At 74.5% G+C, this 20,618-nt stretch carries 17 protein-coding genes, 1 tRNA gene and 1 pseudogene; 10 read left to right on the top strand and 9 right to left on the bottom strand.

Annotated elements, in window-relative coordinates; genetic code table 11:
* Positions 1-47: 47 nt before the first annotated feature.
* Positions 48-3,845, bottom strand: coding sequence for a S8 family peptidase (locus ACWEMJ_RS06290; protein WP_452135797.1), 3,798 nt, complete (start codon positions 3,843-3,845; stop codon positions 48-50).
* A gap of 145 nt (positions 3,846-3,990) precedes the next feature.
* Between ACWEMJ_RS06290 and ACWEMJ_RS06295 the strand changes: the two genes are divergently transcribed.
* Complete coding sequence (locus ACWEMJ_RS06295; protein WP_452135798.1) at positions 3,991-4,962, top strand: helix-turn-helix transcriptional regulator; 972 nt, start codon at positions 3,991-3,993, stop codon at positions 4,960-4,962.
* A 21-nt stretch (positions 4,963-4,983) separates the two neighbouring features.
* Here ACWEMJ_RS06295 and ACWEMJ_RS06300 read toward each other — a convergent pair whose 3' ends face one another.
* A complete protein-coding gene (locus tag ACWEMJ_RS06300) occupies positions 4,984-5,628 on the bottom strand; it encodes a carbonic anhydrase (RefSeq protein ID WP_452135799.1) in 645 nt (214 codons plus the stop codon).
* Between the two features lie 415 nt (positions 5,629-6,043).
* Positions 6,044-6,730 carry a class I SAM-dependent methyltransferase gene (locus tag ACWEMJ_RS06305; protein WP_452135800.1) on the bottom strand — a complete coding sequence of 229 codons (687 nt, stop codon included), beginning with the start codon at positions 6,728-6,730 and terminating at the stop codon, positions 6,044-6,046.
* A gap of 776 nt (positions 6,731-7,506) precedes the next feature.
* Here ACWEMJ_RS06305 and srmL point away from each other — a divergent pair.
* Positions 7,507-8,649, top strand: coding sequence for a PheS-related mystery ligase SrmL (srmL, locus tag ACWEMJ_RS06310; RefSeq protein ID WP_452135801.1), 1,143 nt, complete (start codon positions 7,507-7,509; stop codon positions 8,647-8,649).
* Here the strand turns inward: srmL and ACWEMJ_RS06315 are convergent.
* Complete coding sequence (locus ACWEMJ_RS06315; RefSeq protein WP_452135802.1) at positions 8,634-9,209, bottom strand: TetR/AcrR family transcriptional regulator; 576 nt, start codon at positions 9,207-9,209, stop codon at positions 8,634-8,636. The two genes, srmL and ACWEMJ_RS06315, sit on opposite strands and share 16 nt — an antisense overlap.
* A 90-nt stretch (positions 9,210-9,299) precedes the next feature.
* On the opposite strand from ACWEMJ_RS06315, the pseudogene ACWEMJ_RS06320 reads away from it, so the two are divergent.
* A pseudogene (locus ACWEMJ_RS06320) lies at positions 9,300-10,254 on the top strand (FAD-dependent monooxygenase).
* Between the two features lie 475 nt (positions 10,255-10,729).
* Here the strand turns inward: ACWEMJ_RS06320 and ACWEMJ_RS06325 are convergent.
* Positions 10,730-11,353 carry a GNAT family N-acetyltransferase gene (locus ACWEMJ_RS06325; protein WP_452135803.1) on the bottom strand — a complete coding sequence of 208 codons (624 nt, stop codon included), beginning with the start codon at positions 11,351-11,353 and terminating at the stop codon, positions 10,730-10,732.
* Between the two features lie 127 nt (positions 11,354-11,480).
* On the bottom strand, positions 11,481-12,212 hold the full coding sequence (locus ACWEMJ_RS06330) for a Clp protease N-terminal domain-containing protein (RefSeq protein WP_452135804.1): 732 nt from the start codon (positions 12,210-12,212) through the stop codon (positions 11,481-11,483).
* Positions 12,213-12,401: 189 nt separating this feature from the next.
* Here ACWEMJ_RS06330 and sph point away from each other — a divergent pair, with 189 nt between their 5' ends.
* Entirely contained in the window at positions 12,402-13,385 is a 984-nt protein-coding gene (gene sph, locus ACWEMJ_RS06335) for a sphingomyelin phosphodiesterase (RefSeq protein WP_452135805.1), read from the top strand.
* A gap of 78 nt (positions 13,386-13,463) precedes the next feature.
* On the opposite strand, the gene ACWEMJ_RS06340 is transcribed toward sph, so the two are convergent.
* Both ACWEMJ_RS06340 and ACWEMJ_RS06345 read right to left on the bottom strand, forming a co-directional pair.
* On the bottom strand, positions 13,464-13,877 hold the full coding sequence (locus tag ACWEMJ_RS06340) for a VOC family protein (protein ID WP_452135806.1): 414 nt from the start codon (positions 13,875-13,877) through the stop codon (positions 13,464-13,466).
* Positions 13,878-13,887: 10 nt separating this feature from the next.
* On the bottom strand, positions 13,888-14,331 hold the full coding sequence (locus ACWEMJ_RS06345; protein WP_452135830.1) for a helix-turn-helix transcriptional regulator: 444 nt from the start codon (positions 14,329-14,331) through the stop codon (positions 13,888-13,890).
* Between the two features lie 207 nt (positions 14,332-14,538).
* Between ACWEMJ_RS06345 and ACWEMJ_RS06350 the strand changes: the two genes are divergently transcribed.
* Together ACWEMJ_RS06350 and ACWEMJ_RS06355 are read left to right on the top strand one after the other, a co-directional pair.
* Positions 14,539-14,609, top strand: a tRNA-Cys gene (locus ACWEMJ_RS06350).
* A gap of 69 nt (positions 14,610-14,678) precedes the next feature.
* On the top strand, positions 14,679-16,076 hold the full coding sequence (locus tag ACWEMJ_RS06355) for an NADP-dependent succinic semialdehyde dehydrogenase (protein WP_452135807.1): 1,398 nt from the start codon (positions 14,679-14,681) through the stop codon (positions 16,074-16,076).
* Positions 16,077-16,133: 57 nt separating this feature from the next.
* Here ACWEMJ_RS06355 and ACWEMJ_RS06360 read toward each other — a convergent pair whose 3' ends face one another.
* Complete coding sequence (locus tag ACWEMJ_RS06360; RefSeq protein ID WP_452135808.1) at positions 16,134-16,400, bottom strand: hypothetical protein; 267 nt, start codon at positions 16,398-16,400, stop codon at positions 16,134-16,136.
* A 105-nt stretch (positions 16,401-16,505) separates the two neighbouring features.
* Here ACWEMJ_RS06360 and ACWEMJ_RS06365 point away from each other — a divergent pair, with 105 nt between their 5' ends.
* The 4 genes from ACWEMJ_RS06365 to ACWEMJ_RS06380 all read left to right on the top strand — a co-directional run bounded on the left by ACWEMJ_RS06365 (position 16,506) and on the right by ACWEMJ_RS06380 (position 20,600).
* Positions 16,506-17,162, top strand: a complete 657-nt coding sequence (locus ACWEMJ_RS06365) for a cupin domain-containing protein (RefSeq protein WP_452135809.1) — start codon at positions 16,506-16,508, stop codon at positions 17,160-17,162.
* An 85-nt stretch (positions 17,163-17,247) separates the two neighbouring features.
* Entirely contained in the window at positions 17,248-18,369 is a 1,122-nt protein-coding gene (locus tag ACWEMJ_RS06370; protein WP_452135810.1) for a hypothetical protein, read from the top strand.
* Positions 18,366-19,439 carry a hypothetical protein gene (locus tag ACWEMJ_RS06375; RefSeq protein WP_452135811.1) on the top strand — a complete coding sequence of 358 codons (1,074 nt, stop codon included), beginning with the start codon at positions 18,366-18,368 and terminating at the stop codon, positions 19,437-19,439. Before ACWEMJ_RS06370 ends, ACWEMJ_RS06375 begins: the two co-directional genes overlap by 4 nt.
* Positions 19,440-19,772: 333 nt before the next feature.
* The gene (locus tag ACWEMJ_RS06380; RefSeq protein WP_452135812.1) at positions 19,773-20,600 is read left to right on the top strand and encodes a hypothetical protein; all 828 of its coding nucleotides are present in this window, start codon (positions 19,773-19,775) and stop codon (positions 20,598-20,600) included.
* Positions 20,601-20,618: the final 18 nt, after the last annotated feature.

Genomic DNA, 20,618 nt, shown 5'->3' on the forward strand with positions numbered 1-20,618 from the left:
GGACCCCACCGGCACGGGAGACCGGTGGGGCCCGGGGCGGACGGGGGTCAGCGCACGGCGTACGCGTCGGTGACGGTCTGCGTCACCTTCGCGCCGTCCGCCGAGCCGAGGGTGATCCGCAGGCTGACGTGCCGGCCGGAGGCGCCCGCGTGGTCGAGGACGGCGACGTGGTCGGCACCGACGGCCGCGTCCGTCCAGGTGGCGCCGCCGTCGTAGGAGTAGGCGAGCGCGGCGGTGGTCAGCGCGCCGGGGGTGTAGCCGTTCTGGCCGGTGGCGGAGAGCGCCGCCCGCACCGGTCCGGCGGCGACGGTGTTGTCGCCGTCGAGGTCGATCCGGTAGTCGGGGAACAGCAGCGGCAGCGACTGCGAGTACGCGGCCGGGTCGGTCGCCGAGCGGAAGCCGAACTCGGTGCGGACGGCGGTGGAGCGCTGCCACAGGTCGCGGTGGTACAGCCGGGACTGGTCGAGCACCAGGGTGTAGTCCGCGGCTTCGGCCGGCAGCTGCCAGACGAACGCGGGGCCGAACCAGGAACGGCCCAACGAGGTTCCGCCGCTGAGCAATTCGACCGAGGCCGCGTCGCCGAAGTAGGCCTGGCTGCCGGTGTGGTCGGCGTTGCCGTCGCCCCACAGGGTGCCGGTGAAGTCGACGCCGAGCAGGTCGGCCTGGCGTTCGCCCACCAGCAGCGCGGAGCCGTCGGCGGCACGCCCGGCGGTGGGCCGCAGCACGCCCCGGTACCACTCCTCGGTGCGCCGCTGCCCGGCCTGGTAGCGGCGCGGCAGGTCCTGCATGAACTCGGTGAACGGCCAGCTGCTCTGCCCGTCGTGCAGCCAGGTGGTGTCGTCGCCGGCGGTGTAGTACGCGGTGCGGCTGGACGGGGTGGCGACCAGGCCCTGCGCGACGGCGGTGCCGCCGTACGGGTTCCACGGGCGCTGGATGCTCAGGTAGTCGCTCATCCGCACCGGCGTCCCGGTGGAGTGCCAGTTCTCGGTGACGGTGGCGAGGTCGCGGTCGCGGACGGTGTGGCGCTGCTTGCCGCCGATCGAACCGGCGTCGTGGAACGCCAGGTTGTACACGTAGGGGCTGTCGGCGGCGGAGGTCCAGCCGAGGGTGACGGCGCCCTTGCCGAGGGCGGCCCTGAGCGCGGCGGCCTGCTCGGAGGTGATCGGCAGCACCGGCGCGTCGAGGCTGACGTCGTTCTTGCCGAACACGCCCGGACTCTGCCGGTAGGTCAGCACGCCGACCGCGCCGGCGTCCTTGGCGTTGGTGGACACCACGCGCTGCGAGGTGCCGTCGTCGGGGACGAGCACCAGCTTGCCCCGGACATCGGCGGCGGCCAGGTCGGCCGGGTCGGCGCTGGCGGCGCTGGCGAGCAACGCGCTTCCGGCAGCGGGCAGTTGGGCCTCGGCGGCGAACTGCGCGTAGTGCGGCTCCAGGGTGAGTCCGGCGCCCTTGAGCACCACCTCGGGGGCGGCCATCCGCAGGTAGCTGCCGAACTCGAAGCCGCCGGTGCGGGCCTTGCCGGAGCCCCAGGCGGAGAGTTCGACGGGCAGCACGCCGGTGCGCACGCCGCTGGAGTCGACCCACTTGTCGCCCCACCAGCGGCCGAGTTCGAGGGCCGCGCCGCGCACCTGGAGGTCGCGGTCGGCCTGCACCTCGATGCGGCTCGCCCGGCGGGCGTCCAGGGTCAGGACGGTGTCCTTGCCGAGCTGGAGCTCGGGCATGGCGAGCGCGGTGACGGCGGTGATGCCCGCCTCGCCGGTGGTGTCGCGGTGGTCGGGGGTGACCACGTAGCCGCTCAGCGAGTAGCTGCCGGGGCGCAGCCGGTAGACGATCTCGCCGTTGGCGTCGGGGGCTTGCCGGGTGCCGGTGGCCTGGCCGAGGTCGACCATGGTGATGCTGGTGCCGTAGTCGGCGGAGGTGGCGGGCCGGCCGTCGCGGTCGATCAGTTTGACCCGGACGGCGAGGGTCTCGGGTTCCAGGTAGGCGTTGAACGGGGTGGAGACGGTGCTGCCGTCCTCGGCGGTGGCGAGCACCCGGCCGGTGAGGTCGCCGTACTGGCCGCCCGTCAGCTTCACGCTCGGGTCGAGGGTGAGCGGCACCCGCACGGTGGCCCCGGGGGCGACGGTGATCCGGTCGGCGCCGAGCTTGACGGCCTTCGACTTGACCGCGGACTCGTCGTCGCCGTCGGTGCGCTGCACGGCGAGCCGCAGCGTGACGGGCCGCTCGGAGGTGTTGGTGTACGGGAGTTGGACGGTGCGGGTGTCGGACGGGCGCTGCGGCCAGGCGAAGTCGCCGAAGCCGACGGCGGGGGCGCCGAGCACCCGCTGCGTGGTGGCGACATCGGCGCGCAGCCGGCCGGCGCCGGTCTGCTGGACGTCGCCGGGGACGGTGGCCAGCGCGGAGGACACCAGGGCGGCCTTGAGCTGTGCGGCGGTCCACTCGGGGTGGCGCTGCTTGACCAGGGCGGCGCTGCCGGCGACCAGCGGGGTGGCCATCGAGGTGCCCGACATGGCGGTGTAGGCGTAGACCCCGCGTCCGCCGGCGGCGGCGCCCTTGACGTCGACGCCGGGTGCGGCGATCTCGGGCTTGAGGGTGTGGGTGACGGTGACGGAGCCGTGCGAGGAGAACGCGGCGGTGTTGTCCTTGCCGTCGACCGCGCCGACGGTGAGCACGGCGGGCGCGCAGCCGGGCGAGCTGACGGACTGGTACTGGCCGAGGTTGCCGGCGGCGACCACGAACAGGGCCTTGGACTTCTCGGCGAGGCGCTGCGCGGCGACCGACATCGGGTCGGTGCAGTCGGTGGGTTCGGGGGTGCCGAGCGACATCGAGACCACGTCGGCGCCGGAGTCGGCGGCCCACTGCATGCCGGCGATGATCTGCGAGTCGGTGCCGCTGCCGCCGTCGTCGAGGACCTTGCCGACCAGCAGCCGGGCCTGGTCGGCGACGCCGCGTTCCTTTCCGCCGGAGGCCTTTCCGGTGCCGGCGATCTCGGAGGCGACGAAGGTGCCGTGGCCGACGGCGTCGTGCACGTCCTCGTCGGGGGTGTCGGCGGTGAAGTTGCGGCGGGCGTCGACCTGTCCGGCGAGGTCGGGGTGCTGCTCGTCGATGCCGGTGTCGAGGACGGCGACCTTGACGCCCTTGCCGCCGAGGCCGGCGGCCCAGGCGGCGGGCGCGCCGATCTGCTTGGTCTCGGCGTCGTTGGCGGTGCGGACCTTGCGGTCCAGCCACACCTTGGCCAGTCCGTCGCGGCCCTTGCCGTCCGGGCCGACGAGCTGGTTCCAGGTGCGGGCGGCGTCCTGCTTGGCCGGGGCGAACGCGACGCCGTCGACGGCCCCCAGCCGCTTGGTCCCGGCGGCCTTGGCGCGGGCCTGCGGGCTGGCGTCGGCGGCCTGCGCGTCCCGGTAGGTGGCGATCAGCGGCAGCGTCTTCGCGCCCTGGTCGTCGTAGCCCTGGCGGAGCAGCCCGGTGACGTTGAACAGGGCGCGGTCGACGGTGCCGGCGGCGAGCGCGGCGGAGGCGTGCTGCGGGACGACGTACTGGTCGCCGTTCTCCTGCTGGGTGAACGTCAGCGGGACGTTGCCGTGTTCGTCGGGCAGCACGGTGACGGCGGTGCGGCCGTCGGCGCCGGTGGTGACCTGCACCCGGTCGCCGGTGATCAGGGTGACGGTGTGCGGCGCGGCGCTCTGACGCCCGGTCAGGACCTTGCCGGGTGCGGCCGGTTCGGCGGCGAGCGCCTGTTCCGTCGAGGTGAGCGTGCCGGTGGCGAGGAGGGCCGCCGCCACCAGTGCCATCGCGCCGCGTATGCGCGCCGTTCGTGTCATGAACGCCTCCAGCTGTCGGGTCATGGCCGGTGAGCCTGGCAGAAAACCGGGCTGACCGGTCATGATGTGCGCTGGCGGATCACCGCCCGGCGGCAAACCGCCACCGACCGTTCGGCGGCCGGGGGACGGGCCCGGGCGGTGGCCCTGAGCACGGCGGAACGGAGCGCGGATGCTGGCGGCGATAGGTCTGGACGAGCACGCCGAGCGGGTCTACACGCACCTGGTGGCCCACGGCCCGGCGACCCGCGCCGAACTGGCCGCCCGCTGCGGCCCCGTCCCCACCGGCTCGCTCGAAGTGCTCCAGGCCTGCGGGCTGGTCGCCCCCGACGCCGGCGGCCGCTACACCGCCGCTCCCCCGGCCGTCGCCCTGGAGGCGCTGCTCACCGGGCAGCGACACGCCCTGCGGGAGGCCGAGTTGACGGCCTCCACGCTCACCGAGGCCTACCGCTCCGCCACCTCGCGCGAGGGCCAGGCGCACCGCGACCTGATCGAGGTGGTCGCCGGGCGGGCCGCGATCAGCCACCGCGTGGCGCAGTTGCAGGCCGCCGCGGAGCACGAGCTCCTCGCCTTGGTGACGGGCCGTCACCAGGTGGTGGCCGCCGACGAGACCGGCGCCGAGTCGGCCGCGGTCGAGCGCGGCGTCGGCTACCGGGTGGTGCTGGAGCGCCGCGCGCTGGACGAACCGGGCGCCGCCGCGCCGCTGTTCGAGGCGATGGACCGGCAGCAGCAGATCCGGGTGGTCGAGCGCGTCCCGACCAAGCTGATCATCGCGGACCGCGCGCTCGCCCTCGTCCCGCTCACCGACTCCGCCAGTGACCCGGTCGCGCTGGTGGTCCGCGCTCCCGCGCTGGTCGCCCTCTTCGCCGCCCTGTTCGAGCAGACCTGGGAGTGGGCCCACCCGCTCGGGCGCACCGGCCCCGCCGTCGCCGTGGGCCCCGTCCCCGCCGGCGAGCCCGACGAGACCGACCGCCGCATCCTCGCCCTGCTGCTCTCCGGCGCCACCGACCCCGCCGTCGCCAAGCAGCTCAGCCTGGGCCTGCGCACCGTCCAGCGCCGCATCAGCCGCCTGATGTCGCTGGCCCGCGCCGACACCCGCATCCAACTCGGCTGGCAGGCCCACCGCCGCGGCTGGGTCGACTGACGGGCGGCGGCGGCGGGCTGATCAGTCGACCTCGACCTCGGCCTCGACCACGTCGGTGAGGGGGCGGTACTGGCCGTGGGCGTGGTCGAAGGTCAGCACCTGGCCGGTCTCCAGCTCGTAGACCCAGGCGTGCACGTTGAGGCGGCCCCGGGCGAGCGCGGCCAGGACGCTCGGGTGGGTGCGGAGGTTCTCGATCTGCACCAGGACGTTCTCCTGGACGCAGGCCTCCAGGCGTTCGGCGTCGGGCAGTTCGGCGTAGTTGTCCTCGACCAGGCGGCGGGTGGCTTCCGCGTGCACCAGCCACTGACGGGTCGCGGGCATCCGCTCCAGCGAGGACGGGTCGAGCAGGGCGGACATCGCGCCGCAGCGGGTGTGCCCGCAGACGATGACGTCGCGGACGCCCAGCGCCTCCACCGCGTACTCGACGGCCGCCGACTCCGCACCATGCGACGGGCCGTAGGGCGGCACCAGGTTGCCCGCGTTGCGCAGCATGAACAGGTCGCCCGGATCGGTCTGCGTCATCAGCGACGGCACCACCCGGCTGTCGGAGCAGGTGATGAACAGGGCCGACGGGTTCTGCCCCGCCACCAGGCTCTCGAACAGCTCGCGCTGCTGCCCGAACACGCCGCTCTGGAAGGCGTGGATGCCCTCGACGAGGTCCTTCAAGACGACTCCAACCGATCGAACCGAACCGCGAACGTCCCGCAACGTACCCCGACGGGGCGCGAAAGGGGCCATCCGGGGGCAACCGGGGCGTGTCCGGCGGCCGTCAGCGGACCGCTTCGGGTCCGACTTGGGCTGCGGCTTCGACGACTAGGGACGCCTGTGGAAAGCGCTCTCCCGGCCCGGGCCGAAGAGTCCGGCAGGGCGCGAAAGGGGCCGTTCGGGGGCAACCAGGGCGTGTCCGGCGGCCGTCAGCGGCCCGCTTCGGGTCCGACTTGGGCGGGGGCTTCGACGAGCAGGGAGGCCTGTGGAAAGCGCTCTCCCGGGCCGGGTCGGCGCACGCTGCGGGCCGTCTCGGAGAATCCGGCGGGGTGCGATAGGGGCCGTTCAGGGGCAACCGGGGCGTGTCCGGAGGCCGTCAGCGGCCCGCTTCGGGTCCGGCTTGGGCGTGGGCTTCGGCTTCGACCTCGACGAGCAGGGAGGCCTGTGGAAAGCGCTCGCCCGGGCCGGGTCGGCGCACGCTGCGGGCCGTCTCGGAGAGTCCGGCGGCGCGCAGCAGGGCCGCGAGGGTGTCGACGGGCCAGCGGTGGGCGGTGGTCACCTTGTGGTCGAACGGGACCGGCCGGTCGGTGTCGCCGAGCACGGGCTCAGCGCCGAAGAACCCGACCAGCAGGCGGCCACCGGGGGCCAGGACGCGGCGCAACTCGGCCAGCACGCCGGGGAGTTCGGCGGGCGGCAGGTGGATCAGCGAGTAGCGGGCGAGCACCGCCCCGAGGCTCGCGTCCGCGAACGGGAGGGCCGTCAGCGTGCCGCGCACGAACGCCCCGTCCGGGCGGGCCCGCCGCGCCTGCGCCAGCATCCCGGCGGACAGGTCGAGCCCGAACGCCCGCACGCCGAGCCCGCCCAGCAGCGCCGTCGCCTCGCCGGGCCCGCACCCGAGATCCCCCACCGGCAGCCCGCCCACGGCCACCGGCGGCGCGGCCACCAGCTCCCCGATGAGCCCCAACTCGTCCTCCCGCCCGGCGAGTTCGCCCTCGAAGAGGCTCGCGTACAACTCGGCCACCCCGTCGTACGCCGACCCGACCCCACCCTGCCCGTCCGCCATCGCCCATACCTCCCACCCGACGAAAGCGCCGAGCCTAGCCGCTCCCCGCCCGACCCTGCCGGATCCCCACCCGCGCCAGGGTCCGGACCGCCGCCCGACGACAGCACCGAACCCGACAACTGCCCGATCGACGCCCCCAGTTCCGACGTCGCACGGCTCGCCGGAACCCCCTGGGGCCCAGGCGCCTCCCGGCCCACCGGAGCCGAAGGCGACCGGTCCCACGTCACACACCCGACACGACCGGCCGGACAGACCCTGGCGGGCAACCCCCGGACAGCCGCCCGACGACAGCACCAAACCCGACAACTGCCCTATCGGCAGCCCCAGTTCCGACGCCGAACGGCTCGCCGGAACCCCCTGAAGCCACGCACCTCCCGGCCCACCCGAGCCGAAGGCGACCGGTCCCGCGTCGCACACCCGACACGATCGGCCGGCCTGACCAGCAACTGCCCGATCGACGCCCCCAGTTCCGACGTCGGACGGCTCGCCGGCGCTTCGCGGGCGCGCGTGCCCCAGCCTGCCGGAGGCCCGGGCGGCCCCGAAAACCGTTTGCGGGCGGCCGGGCCCGGTGGCCTAGACTCCGGCCGTGGCCATCGTTGCGAACTCTCGCCGATTTAGCGGCCCCCCGGCTCCCGATGGGTGCCGCTGGGGTCGGGTTTCGCCACGCCGGTAGCGCAGTTCGGCCGGGTGGGTCCGTCCCGGTCGGCGGGTCGTGCCCAGGGGCCGGGGGGTGTGTCGATTCCACCCTTTCCGCCGAGGCCCCCGGAGGCTCCGCCGTGTCCGTCCCCGTCACTCTCTCCGCCGATCAGCTCGCCCGTGATCTCGCCGTCCGCGACCTCACCGACCCCACCGCCGGCCCGCACGCGCTGCAACTGCTGGTGGAGCGCGCCGCCGAGGCGCTCGCCCGGCTCTGGTCCTGCCCGGTGCGCACGCATCGCGGTGAGCGGATCGTCACCGTCGCCGACAACTACGACCGGCTCAACTACCGCGCCGACGACGTCACTCGGGACGCCCGCTACACCCGCTACGTCGACGCCGGCACGATGCTGCGCAGCCACTCCTCCGCGCTCGTCCCGGGTGCGTTGCGCGCACTCGCGAGCGACGGCAGTGACGGCAGCGACAGCAGTGACGGCGATGTCCTGCTGGTCTGCCCGGGCCTGGTGTACCGCCGCGACAGCATCGACCGGCTGCACACCGGCACCCCGCACCAGCTCGACCTGTGGTACCTCACCCGGCGCCGACTCCCCACCTCCGCACGCGACTTGACGGAGATGATCGCCGCCCTGGTCGAGGCCCTGCTGCCCGGCGCGAGGTATCGCACCGAGGATCGCGTCCACCCGTACACCCTGGCGGGCCGGCAGCTGGACGTCGAGGCGGGCGGCGAGTGGGTGGAGGTCGCCGAGTGCGGGCTCGCGCACCCCGAGGTGCTGGCCGGGGCGGGGCTCGGCCCGCAGTGGAGCGGCCTGGCGCTCGGCATGGGCCTGGACCGGGTGCTGATGCTGCTCAAGGGCATCCCGGACATCCGGGTGCTGCGCTCCACCGACCCGGCCGTCACCGCCCAGTTGACCGATCTCGCGCCGTACCGCCCGGTCTCCGCGCTGCCCGCCGTCCGCCGCGACCTGTCCGTCGCCGTGGACCGCGCCGAGCTCGCGGAGGATCTCGGCGACCGCGTCCGCGACGCGCTCGGCCCGGACGCGGACTGCGTGGAGTCCGTCGAGATCCTCTCCAGCACCCCGTGCCGCGAGCTGCCCCCGCAGGCCCTGGCCCGGCTCGGCGCGCGTGCCGACCAGTGGAACCTGCTCGTCAAGGTCGTCCTGCGGCATCTGCACCGCACCCTCACCGACGCCGATGCCAACGCCCTGCGCGACCGCGTCTACGCCGCGCTCCACCAGGGCACTGCCCATCAGTGGGCGAGCTGATCAGGCCGCAGCGCCGCCACGACCAGGCCCTCCAGCGCCTCGCGCCGGGGGGCCTCGCCGCGCACCAGCCCGTCCAGCACCAGCCCGTCGAAGCCCGCCAGCAGGGTGAGCGCGCGGCCCTCGACATCGCGGACCCGGTGCGCGGCGAGGAAGCGCCGCACCGCGTCCCGGCCGGAGTTCTCGCGCGGCGTCAGGATGTCGCGCAGCTCCGGGTCGCGGACGCTCTCCAGCACGCAGGCGTACCGGGCGAGCGAACGCCGGCGCCCCTCCCCCGTCAGCCGTCGCTCGGCCAACTGTGCCAGGCCGCCCACGAGTTCGGCGGCGGTGCGCGGCCCGACCGCCTCGGCGGCGGCCGACTCCAGTTCCCGCTGGTCGAGTTCGACCAGCCGCCGGACGAGCGCGGTGAGCAGCGCGGCGCGGGTGCGGAAGTAGGCGGAGGTGGTGCCGTCGGGCAGGGCGGCGGCGCGGTCGACTGCGCGGTGGGTGAGGCCGCGCATGCCGTGGTCGGCGAGGACGCCGAGGGCGGCGTCGGCGAGCAGGGTGCGTCGGTCGGTGGCCATGGCTCCCATCCAACACCCTGCCGCGAGCTCGCCCGTTCGGCTGCGCTACCGTCGGTTTTCTACAGCTGTAGAAGACCTTGGGGGTTCGAGGTGCGCGGCAACGCGGTGGTGGTCGGTGGCGGAATCGGCGGGCTGGCGGCGGCGCTGGGCCTGCGACGGGTCGGCTGGGAGGTGACAGTGCTGGAGCGCTCCGCCGTGCCGGACGACGCCGGGGCGGCGATCTCGCTGGCGGCGAACGGCCTGCGGGCGCTGGACGAGCTGGGCGTGGGCGCGGCCGTCCGGTCGGCCTCGCGCGGGCAGTACCGGGGCGGCACCCGCACCCCGGACGGGCGCCTGCTGGCCCGGATGGACGGGGCGGCACTGGAGCGCGCGGTGGGCAGCCCGATCGTCGGCATCACCCGCGCCGAGCTGCACCGGCTGCTGCGGGCGGCACTCCCGGACGGGTCGCTGCGGATCGGCGTGCGCGCGCTGACCGTCGAGCAGGACTGGCCGACGGTCCGCCTGCGCTGCGCGGAGGAGACCTTGGACGCGGATCTGGTGGTCGCGGCGGACGGTGTCGGCAGCCGGCTGCGCGCCCAGCTGCTGCCGCAGCACCCCGGCCCGGCGGCCACCGGCACGGCGGTGCTGCGCGCGATCACCGAGCGACCGCTGGAGCTGGACGGGGACTTCGAGCTGACCTGGGGCGGCGGCGCGGAGTTCGGGCACATCGTGCTGCCGGACGGCCGGGCCGAGTGGCACGCCGTGCTGCCGCTGCCGCCGGGCACCCGCTTCGCCGACCCGACCGGCGAGCTGCGCGGTGACGCTGGCGGCCGCCGTCGCCGACGCGCCGGACCTGGCGTCCGCGCTCTCCCACTACGACGCGGTGCGCCGCCCGCGCGCCCAGGCCGTCGCCCGGGCGGCCCGGCAGGCGGGGCGGCTGGGGCAGGGGCTGTCGCACCCCCTCGCGGTGGCGGCCCGCAACACGGCGATGCGGCTGGCGCCGGCCGGGCCGCAGCTGCGGGCGATCCTGCGCCACCACGCGTGGCAGCCGCCCGGGCTCGCGTGACCGACGGACACCGCCCGGGCTCACGTGACCGACGGGCACCGCCCGGGCCGTCGAACAGGGCCACCGCGCCGGAGGCCACCACACCCTGGCCGCCGACAGCCGCGCGACGGGCAGCCGCAGGATCCGGGCCCCGGGGTGATCCCCCGCCGGCGCGACCCAAGGCCGCCCGGCTCACCCGGCCCACCCGGCCCGGCAACGCCGCGGCCGGACGCGATCCTCCCCGCCGCCCCGCCCGGCGGCCGGCCCGCCCTCGCGTCGCCGGGCGGGCCCGCGCTCGCATAGCCGGGCGCGCCATCGGGCACCTACCGGGGGACGGCACCGTCACCCCGACACTCCCCCGAGGAGGACCGCCGTGGCCCCGCAGAAAGCCCCGTCCGGCAACCCGAGCGGCATGGGCGGCGCTCCCCCGCCGCCGCCCGGGCCGGCCAACCCGCCGCCGCCGCACGGGAAGTGAGCGCCTACCGCAGGCGTGCGCCTACTGCAGGTGGCGGGCGACCCGCTCGCGCAGGGCGGCCCTGGTCTGCGGCCACTCGCTGTCGATGATCGAGAAGATCGCGGCGTCCCGCAGCCCGCCGTCCTCGCCGGGCACCCAGGAGCGCCCGGACTTGCGCAGCACGCCCTCGAACCGGGCGCCGACGGCGGCGATCGCGGCCCGCGAACGGGCGTTGCGCGCATCGGTCTTGAGGTCCACCCGGGCCACGTCCCACTGTTCGAAGGCGTGCTGGAACAGCAGCAGCTTCGCCTCGGCGTTGATGCCGGTGCCCTGCGCCGAGGCCGCCAGCCAGGTGAACCCGACCTCCACCGCGTACAGCACGTCGCTGTCCGGCAGCGTCCGGGGCTCCCAGTACGCCGTCACGCCGACCGCCCGGCCGCTGCCCACCGCGATCTGCGCGTACGGCGCGAGCCGCCCGTCCGCCGCCCGCGCGTGCTGCGCCTCGATGTACCCGGCCACCTCCTCGGGCTGCGGCACCCAGGTGAACCCGTAGCTGTCCCGGGCCTCCGCCACCGCCTGCGCCAACTGCTCGGCGTGGCGCTGCTCCAACGGCTCCAGCCGCACCAACCGCCCATCCAGCACCGGCCCTTCGAGTCGGTAGCCCATGCGCCGCTCCCCCTTCGCCCGATCGTCCTCGCGGGGCAGCCAACCGGCGACCACCGCCGACCGTCAACCGGGTTTCACCTGGCGGACCCGCACGCGTGGGGTCGGCGGGTCCGCCGGGGGCGAACGGTCAGGCGTCGGGGGTGAGTTGGGCGAGGGCGTCGAGGAGGGCGGTCTCGGCGGCGGCCTTGTCGAGGCCGAGGCCGGTGAGGACGCCGGCGCCGGCCTCGTGTTCGAGGAGGGCGAGCAGGAGGTGTTCGGTGCCGACGTAGTGGTGGCCGAGGCGGAGGGCCTCGCGCATGGTGAGTTCGAGGACCTTCTTGGCGCCCGCGTCGTAGGGGATGAGGGCGGGGACGTCCTCGGCGGCGGGCGGGAGCGCGGCAAGCGCGGCCTCCCGGACGGCGTCCAGGGTGACGCCCCGGCCGGTGATGTACACGGTGCCCAGGCCCTCGGGTTCGGCGAGCAGGCCGAGCACCAGGTGCTCGGGGCGGATCTCGGGGCTGCCGGTGTCCTTGGCGGCCTGGTGGGAGGTGATCACGACCTGGCGGGCGCGCGGGGTGAAGCGGTTGAAGCCCTGCGCGGTGTCGATCTCACCGACCTCGCCGGGGTCCTTGGGGACGAAGCGCTTCTGGGCGGCCTGCCGGGTGACGCCCATGCTGCGGCCGATGTCGGTCCAGGACGCGCCGGAGCGGCGGGCCTGGTCGACGAAGTGGCCGATCAGGTGGTCGGCGATGTCGCCGAGGTGGTCGGCGACCAGGACGGCGTTCGACAGCTGGTCGAGCGCCTCGGGGTAGGTCTTCTTGATGCCCTCGATCAGGTCGTCGAGCCGGATGGAGGGCTTCGCTCCAGTGGTGTCAGCCATGAGGCAACCCTAGGTTGACAGTTGAGGAGTGTCAACCGTCGGTTGACACTCGCCGCACCGGCCGTTTTCTACCGGCCGGTAGGGGGTGTTTCGGTCGAGTTCACCCGCGCGCCGTCCGCCGTCTTGTCCACGTCACGAAGCCCCCAGTTGACTGCACAACATCGACCGCCCGACACCCTCGGAGCCCCCATGCCCGCCACCCGCGCCGCCCGCCTCGCCGCCGTACTCGCCGCCGCCGGAGCCCTGTTGACGGCCCCTCAGGCCGTCACCGCCGCGCACGCCGAGAGCGCCCCGCTCACCGTCGCCCCGCTCGACGTGCTCAGCTACAACACCTTCCTGATGAGCACCAACCTGTACCCGAACTGGGGCCAGGCCCACCGGGCGCAGGCCATCGCGGGCGCCGACTTCTTCCAGGGCCACGACGTGGTGGTGCTCCAGGAGGCGTTCGACAACGCCACCTCCGACGCGCTGGTCTCGAAGGCCTCCGCCGCGTACCCGTACCACACGCCGGTGGTCGGCCGCTCCACCAGCGGCTGGGACGCCACCTCCGGCAGCTTCAGCAGTGCCACGCCGGAGGACGGCGGGGTGGTGCTGCTCAGCAAGTGGCCGATCCTGCGCAAGGAGCAGTACGTCTTCAAGGACGCCTGCGGCTCGGACTGGTGGTCCAACAAGGGGTTCGCCTACGCGCAGATCGACGTGAACGGCCAGCGCACCCACGTGGTCGGCACCCACCTGCAGTCCACCGACTCGGGCTGCTCCAGCGGCCAGGCCGCCGACATCCGGGGCAAGCAGCTGCGCGCCATGAAGGCCTTCCTGGACGCCAAGCAGATCCCGGCGAACGAGCCGATCGTGCTGGCCGGCGACCTGAACATCGACTCGCACGGCGGCGAGTACCCGGCGCTGCTGTCCAACGGCAACCTGGCCCCGGCCACCACCCGCGACGGCTGGGCGAACTCCTTCGACACGGTCGACAACTCGATCGCCGCCTACCGCTACCCCGGCGAGCCCAAGGAGGACCTGGACTACGTCCTCTACCGGGCCGACCACGCGCGCCCGGCGCAGTACACCAACACCGTGCACCGCTTCCACAGCGCGCCGTGGACGGTCAGCAGCTGGGGCACCTCGTACACCTACACCGACCTGTCCGACCACTACCCGCTGATCGCCGGCTGACCGGTCGCCGGCCTCCGGCCGGGTGCCGCCCGGGACGATCCCGGACGGCACCCGCCACGGCGTGCGTCGGGGCGTGCGTCAGCCGCGCGGCTGGGCGAAGCGGACCATGTTGCCCGCCGGGTCGCGGAACGCGCAGTCGCGCACCCCGTACGGCTGGTCCATGGGCTCCTGGAGCACGTCCGCGCCGGAGGCCCGGATCTGCTCGAAGGTGGCGTCGCAGTCGGCGGTGCGGAAGTTGACGGCGCGCAGCAGGCCCTTGGCGAGGAGTTCGGCGGCGGCCTGCCGGTCGGCGTCGGTGGCGCCCGGGTCGGCGACCGGGGGCTCCAGCACGACCTCCACGTCCGGCTGGGTCGGCGAGCCGAGGGTCACCCAGCGCATCCCCTCGAAGCCGACGTCGTTGCGCACCTCCAGCCCGAGCGCGTCCCGGTAGAAGCCGAGCGCGGCGTCGTGGTCGTCGACGGCGATGAAGCACTGCGAAAGCTTGATGTCCATGCCCCCGACGCTACTGATCGGCGCGCGCTTCCGCTTCTCCGTTCCTGACCGGCTGCGGGCCGTCGGAGGCCGGTCGGTCGGGGCCGGTGACCGGTCGGCCGGTGTCGGTGCCCCGGATCGGGCGGGTCAGGTACATCGCGACGCACGCGGTGATGTGCTCGGCGGCGCTGTGGTCGCGGGCCCGGTAGGCGCTCGGGCTCTCCCCGACCAGCTCGGTGAAGCGGGTGCTGAACGATCCGAGCGAGGTGCAGCCGACGGCCATGCAGACCTCGGTGACCGACAGGTCGCCGCGCCGCAGCAGGGTCTTGGCGCGCTCGATCCGGCGGGTCATCAGGTAGCTGTACGGGGTTTCGCCGTACGCGGCGCGGAAGCTGCGCTGGAAGTGGCCGACGGACATCAGCGCCACCTTGGCCAGCGCCGCGACGTCCAGCGGTTCGGCGTAGTCGCGGTCCATGGTGTCGCGGGCCCGGCGGAGGCGCTTGAGGTCGTCGATCTGCACGCCGCCCAGGGTACGGCTCCACCACCCCGGGGCGATCAGCTGCTGATCACACCGCGATGCTCCCGCCCGGCCCAACTCCCGGATTCCGCACGACACTCCGGTGCGTCGCGGCGTTGATCACGCGTTTCGCGCTGCTAATTTTTGACTCACGCGAGGGAGCCCGGTGGAGTGGCCGAGAGGCAAGGCAGCGGCTTGCAGGGCCGCGCACATAGGTTCGATTCCTGTCTCCACCTCCTCGCTCCCTTCGAGGTCCGCCCCCGCCCGGAAAAGGCCGGGCGGCTCCGAGGAGGGAGTGCTTTTCCATGCCCATCGCCACCGTGAACCCGGCCGACGGCCGCACCGTCGAGGTCTTCGACCCGCTGGACGACGCCGGGGTGGAGGCCCGCCTGGCCCGCGCCCAGTCCGCGTACGAGTCCTGGCGGCTGACCACCTTCGCGCAGCGCTCCGAACTGATGCACCGGGCAGCCGAGTTGCTGGAGAAGAGCAACGAGCAGATCGCCCGCACGATGACCCTGGAGATGGGCAAGCCGCTCGCCCAGGCCCGCGCCGAGGCCGCCAAGTGCGCGAAGTCCATGCACTGGTACGCGGACCGCGCGCAGGCGCTGCTCGCCGACGAGCACCCGGCGGAGCAGGACGTCGCGGACTCCGGCGGCGCGTCGGCGTTCGTCCGCTACCGGCCGCTGGGCCCGGTCCTGGCCGTGATGCCGTGGAACTTCCCGTTCTGGCAGGTGATCCGGTTCGCCGCGCCCGCGCTGATGGCCGGCAACGTCGGCCTGCTCAAGCACGCGTCGAACGTGCCGCGCACGGCCCTCGCGCTGGAGGACCTGTTCGCCCGCGCCGGGTTCCCGCAGGGCTGCTTCCAGACGCTGCTGATCCCGTCCCGCGCCGTGGAGGCGGTGATCCGGGACGAGCGGATCACCGCGGTGACGCTGACCGGCAGCGAGGGCGCGGGCCGCGCGGTGGCGCGGGTGGCCGGCGACGAGGTGAAGAAGACCGTCCTCGAACTCGGCGGCAGCGACCCGTTCCTGGTGCTGCCCTCGGCGGACCTCCCGGCCGCGATCGCGAAGGCGGTGACGGCCCGGGTGCAGAACAACGGCCAGTCCTGCATCGCGGCGAAGCGTTTCATCGTCCACGCCGACGTGTACGACGAGTTCCTCACCGGCTTCACCGAGCGGATGCGGGCGCTCACGGTCGGCGACCCGATGGACGAGTCCACCGAGGTCGGCCCGGTCGCCACCGAGCAGGGCCGCACCGACCTGGAGGAGCTGGTCGCCGACGCGATGCGCTACGGCGCGGGCCTGGCCTGCGGCGGCACCCGGCCGGACGACCCCGCGCTCGCCGACGGCTGGTACTACCTGCCGACGGTGCTCACCGGCGTCACGCCCCGGATGCGCATCCACCACGAGGAGGCGTTCGGCCCGGTCGCCACCGTGTACCGGGCCGGCGACCTGGACGAGGCGGTGGCGATCGCCAACGACTCACCGTTCGGCCTGAGTTCGAACGTCTGGACACGCGACGACAGCGACCGGGAACGCTGCGTGCGCGACCTGCGCGCGGGCGGCGTGTTCTTCAACGGGATGACCGCCTCCCACCCGGCGTTCCCGTTCGGCGGGATCAAGCGCTCCGGCTACGGGCGGGAGTTGTCCGGTCACGGCATCCGCGAGTTCTGCAACATCACCACGGTGTGGTCCGGCAGCTGAGCCCTTCGGTTCGAACCGTTTCAGGCTGCGTGGCGGGCACCCGGCCGGTGCGGGTGCTCAGGCCGCGTGGCGGGCACGCGGCTGATGCGGGTGGGCGTGTTCGTGGCGGCCCCAGAACTGCGAGACGAAGGCCACCACGGTCACGCCCCACACCACGGCGAACACGATCAGCAGCCACAGCTGGGTCACTTGAGGCGCGACCAGGGCCAGGCCGAGCGAGAGGGCCAGCAGGAGGACCAACGAGGAGTTGTGCTTCTCGGTCAGCCAGGCGTACGTCCCCCGTACCGGGCGGGGTCCCGAGGATGCGGCAGCGGTCGCGGGCATGGCGCTCACCTCCGAAGAATTCAACATCCGTTCGAGTATCCCGCTGGTCAGCGCCCCCGGCAGCCCGGGTAGCATCGCGGCAGAGCACCGACGAGGGGGTCGTGAGTGTCGATACGCGGGGGGATGCGCGGCCTGGAACGGCTGGCGGCCGGACTGCCGGACGGCGCCGAACTGTTCCGGCTGCGCCCGGACGGGCGGGTGCTGCGCGCCGACCGGGCGGGGGTGCGGGAACTCGGCCCGCAGGACCCCGACAGCGGCCTGCTGCGCTTCATCGACGAGCAGCAGTACGCGCACTACTTCATCGGCGACGCGGCCACCTCGCCCGAGCGCCCGTCGAACGCCACCTACAAGCTGGGCCTGGTCGCCCCGCACACCGCGTTCACCCCGCACGCGCACGGCGGTGAGCACCTGGTGCTGGCGCTCGGACCGGCGTCCTGCGGGCTGTACGACGCGCGCCGGCGCCGGGTGGTGGCCGTCGAGCTGGCGCCGGGCACACTGATCCGGATCCCCGAGCTGATGCCGCACTCGTTCGGCAACCGCAGCGGCAACCGGCTCGCGATCCTCGCCGCGAACACCGGCTACGGCATCGACCACGAGGACTACGCGATCACCGCGCAGGTCGCCGAGCAGCGCGGCGAGCACGAACTCGCGGCCGCCCTGCGGGAGGTGACGTCGCGGCAGCGGGTCGGTACGGTGAGCGTCCGGGAGCGCCTGGCGCACCGGCTGCACCGGATCGCCGCGGCACTGGAGGACTCCCGGTGAGGCCGGCGTCCACCGCTCGCCGCCACTCACCTCGCCCCACCCCAACTCGCCGATCGAGCACGCCCGATGACCGGGGGAACGCCCGATGATCTGTCCGCACTGCCAGAACGACCTGCTGCAACGCCGCCGGACCGGGCACACCTGCGCCGACTGCGGCAAGACCTTCGCACTCGACCCGAAGGTGGAGCCGGGCCGGCTGCACGACACCAAGTTCCGCACCCTGGTCGCCAAGGGCCGCGGCGACCGCCGGCTGCAGATCACCGTCGAGCAGCTGTACTGGCTCAACGAGCGCCGCCTGCACCGGTTTCCGCGCGCCGAGGAGTACGCCGGATCGGTCCTCGTCGGTGTCACGCAGGCGGTGCTCGCCGTGGCCGACCTCTCGATCGCGCTCGCCATCGGCAGCTTCGCGTGGATCCTGCTCGGCCCGATCGGGGTGGTCTTCGCGTTGCTCGCGGTGAAGAACTTCGTCGGGTCGAAGCGCCTGAAGTCCGAGTCGCCGCTGCGCCCCCAGGTCTCGCCGAACGACTTCCAGCAGCGGGTGGTCGACCGCTGGCAGCGGGTCTACCGCGAGCTGCCCGCCGGGCTGACCGAGCACCCGCCGAGCGCCTCGAAGCCGAGCAAGGCCGACGCCCGTGCCGTGGTGCTGTGCGAAGTCCCCGCCGTACTGGCCTTCCTGCGCGCCAACGACTTCGCCGAGCGCCACCAGGTGCTGCTGGCAACGGAGTTGGCACAGGTGACGAACGGCCTGCCGGTGGTGGTGCTGCGCGACCTGTCCCTGAAAGCGCTTTCCCGCACGGTCTGGCTCCGGTCGCAGCTTCCCGGCCGCCGGGTGGTGGACGCCGGCCTCCTGCCGCGCACGGTGTTCGCGCCGGCCAGGGCGGTGCGGCTGCGCGACCACGCGGGACCGCGGCCGACCCCGGCGGCGCTGGCCGCCTCCGCGGGCTGGCAGCGGCTGTCCGAGCAGGAGCGGGAGTGGCTGCTCGGCGGGTGGTCCTGCCCGCTGATCACGCTGCCGCCGCCGAAGCTGTACGCGCTGGCCGAGAAGGCCGTGGAGCGCGCCCTGGCCGCGCCCGCGGCCGACCGGGGGGCCGCCGGGCCGGGCGTCGCGGCGCCCGCCGCCGAGACGCCCGAGCAGACCCGGCGGCGCGCCGAGCGGGTCGGCTTCCTCACCTGGCCGTCGGCCCCGCCCGCGGACGGTGCCCGGTGATCTGTCCGCACTGCCGGGAGAACGTCGGCCGGCGCGCCCGGCGCGGGCACCGCTGCGCACGCTGCCGCCGGACCTTCGCACTGGACCCGAAGGAGGAGCCCGGCCGCCTGCACGACCTCAAGTTCCGGGAACTGGTGGCGAAGGGCACCGAGGGCCGCCTGCGGATCACCACCGAGCAGCTGTACTGGCTCAACGAGCGCCGCCTGTACGGCTTCCCGGGCCCCGCCGTCTGCCGCCGCCATGTCGTGATCGGCACCGCCATGGCCGTGTTCGCGTCGGTGGCCGGCGCAGTGGTGGCCGCCGTCGGCGGGCCCGTGTTCCTTCCGCTGGGCCTGCTCGGAGCGGCCGCCGCCACGCGCTCGATCCGCGACTTCGTCACCGCATGGCGCATCCGGGCGGGCGCCCCGCTGCGTCCGCGCCTGTCGCCGGTCCGGTTCCAGCTGCAGGTGCTCGACCGCTGGTGCGAGGTCTACGGCAGCCTGCCGGACGAGGTGCTGGCGGATTCGCCGCCCGCCACGGCGGGCGGCGCGGTCGAGGCCCGTGCCGTGGTGCTGTGCGAAGTCCCGACCGTCGTGGACTTCCTGCGCGCCAACGACTTCGCCGAGCGCCACCAGGTACTGCTGGCAACGGAGTTGGCGCAGGTGCCGGACGGTCTGCCGGTGGTGGTGCTGCGCGACCTGTCGTTGCAGGCGCTGGCCCGCACGGTGGCCGTCCGGGCCGCCCTGCCCGGGCGGCGGGTGGTGGACGGCGGGCTCACTCCGCGCTCGGTCTTCGAGCCCGCGAAGGCGGTGCGCCTGCGCGACCGGCCGCCGGGCCGAATACGAATACCGTCCGAACTCGCGACCGCACCCGGCTGGCAGCGGCTGACCGAACAGGAACGGGACTGGCTGGCGGCCGGCTTCCACTCGCCGCTGACCACTATGCGGCCCGCGCGGCTGCTCGTCCTGGCCGCGAAGTCCGTCGAACGCGCCGCCTTCATCCCCGCCCGGCGAGTGCCGGGCTCCGGCGCCGAACACATCGGCTTCCTCACCTGGCCGACGGCCCTCCCCACGGACGGCGGTGCCCAATGACGCCCCGCCCGATCCCGACACCCGCCGAACGCACCGCTGCCACCAGCCGGTTGGACCTCGCGACGAACGGCCCGGACCGGCCGTGGTGCACCACCCGACCCCCGCTGCCCGCCGAACGCTTCGCGACGGCCCCGACCACGGACGGCGGTGCCCGATGAGCCCCCGGCTGAGCCCGACACCCGAACGAGCCGCGCTCCGAACCGCCGAACGCACTGCTACCACCGGCCGGTTGGGCCTCGCGACAAACAGCCCGCACCGACCCCGGCGCACCACCCGACCCCCGCTGCCCGCCGAACGCTTCGCGACGGCCCCGACCACGGACGGCGGTGCCCGATGAGCCCCCGGCTGAGCCCGATCCCCGACCGCCTGCTCGACCGGGCCGTTCTCCGCGCCGCCGAACATTGCGCCAACCCGGGCCAACTGGCCTACACAGCACGCCAGTTGTACTACGAGACCGACCGCTCCCTGCTCCCGCTGCACCGCGGGCCGCACCGGCTGCGGTACACCACCCGGCCGCTGCTGTCCGCCGAGCGGTTCGCGGCGGCGCTCGCCCGGCACCCCCAACTCCCGGTGCTGCCGGACCTGGTGGAGCCACGCCCGCACCGGCCGGGGCCGCAGGGCGACCTGTACGACTACGCGTTCCCCCGGCTGCTGGTCTGCCAGGACCGGTCGATCGCCGCGATGCTGCTCGCCAACCGCCTGCACCTGGAAGGTGGTTGCCCGATCCTCACGGCCGACCGGCTGCCGCTGGACGCCCGGCTGCTGGCCGCGCTGGAGCGCGCCGAGGGCGCGGTGGTGCACGTCCTGCACGACGCCTCCCCGGCCGGGCTGGAGCTGTTCCGGCGGGTGCGCGAACACGCCGGCCCCCGGCTGAGGGTCCGCACCATGGGGCTGCTGCCGCGCCACGCCGCCGCCCTGCACCTGGCCGCGCTCGCCGGTCGGCCCCGGTGCGACCCGGCGGACCTGCCGCCCGAACTGCCCGCCGCGGAGCGGGCCTGGCTGGCCGGGGGCCGGGTCGCGGAGCTCACGGCCGTCCGCCCGGCCCGGCTGCTGCGGACCGTGCTGCGCACCGTCCGCGGCGGCGGCTTCGCCCCGCCCGCCCGTCCGGCCGCGCCCAACCGGGCCCGCGACACCGGCTTCCTGACCTGGCCGACGCCCTGACCCCCGAGGACCTGGACG

The organism is Kitasatospora sp. NPDC004531, from assembly GCF_053602195.1.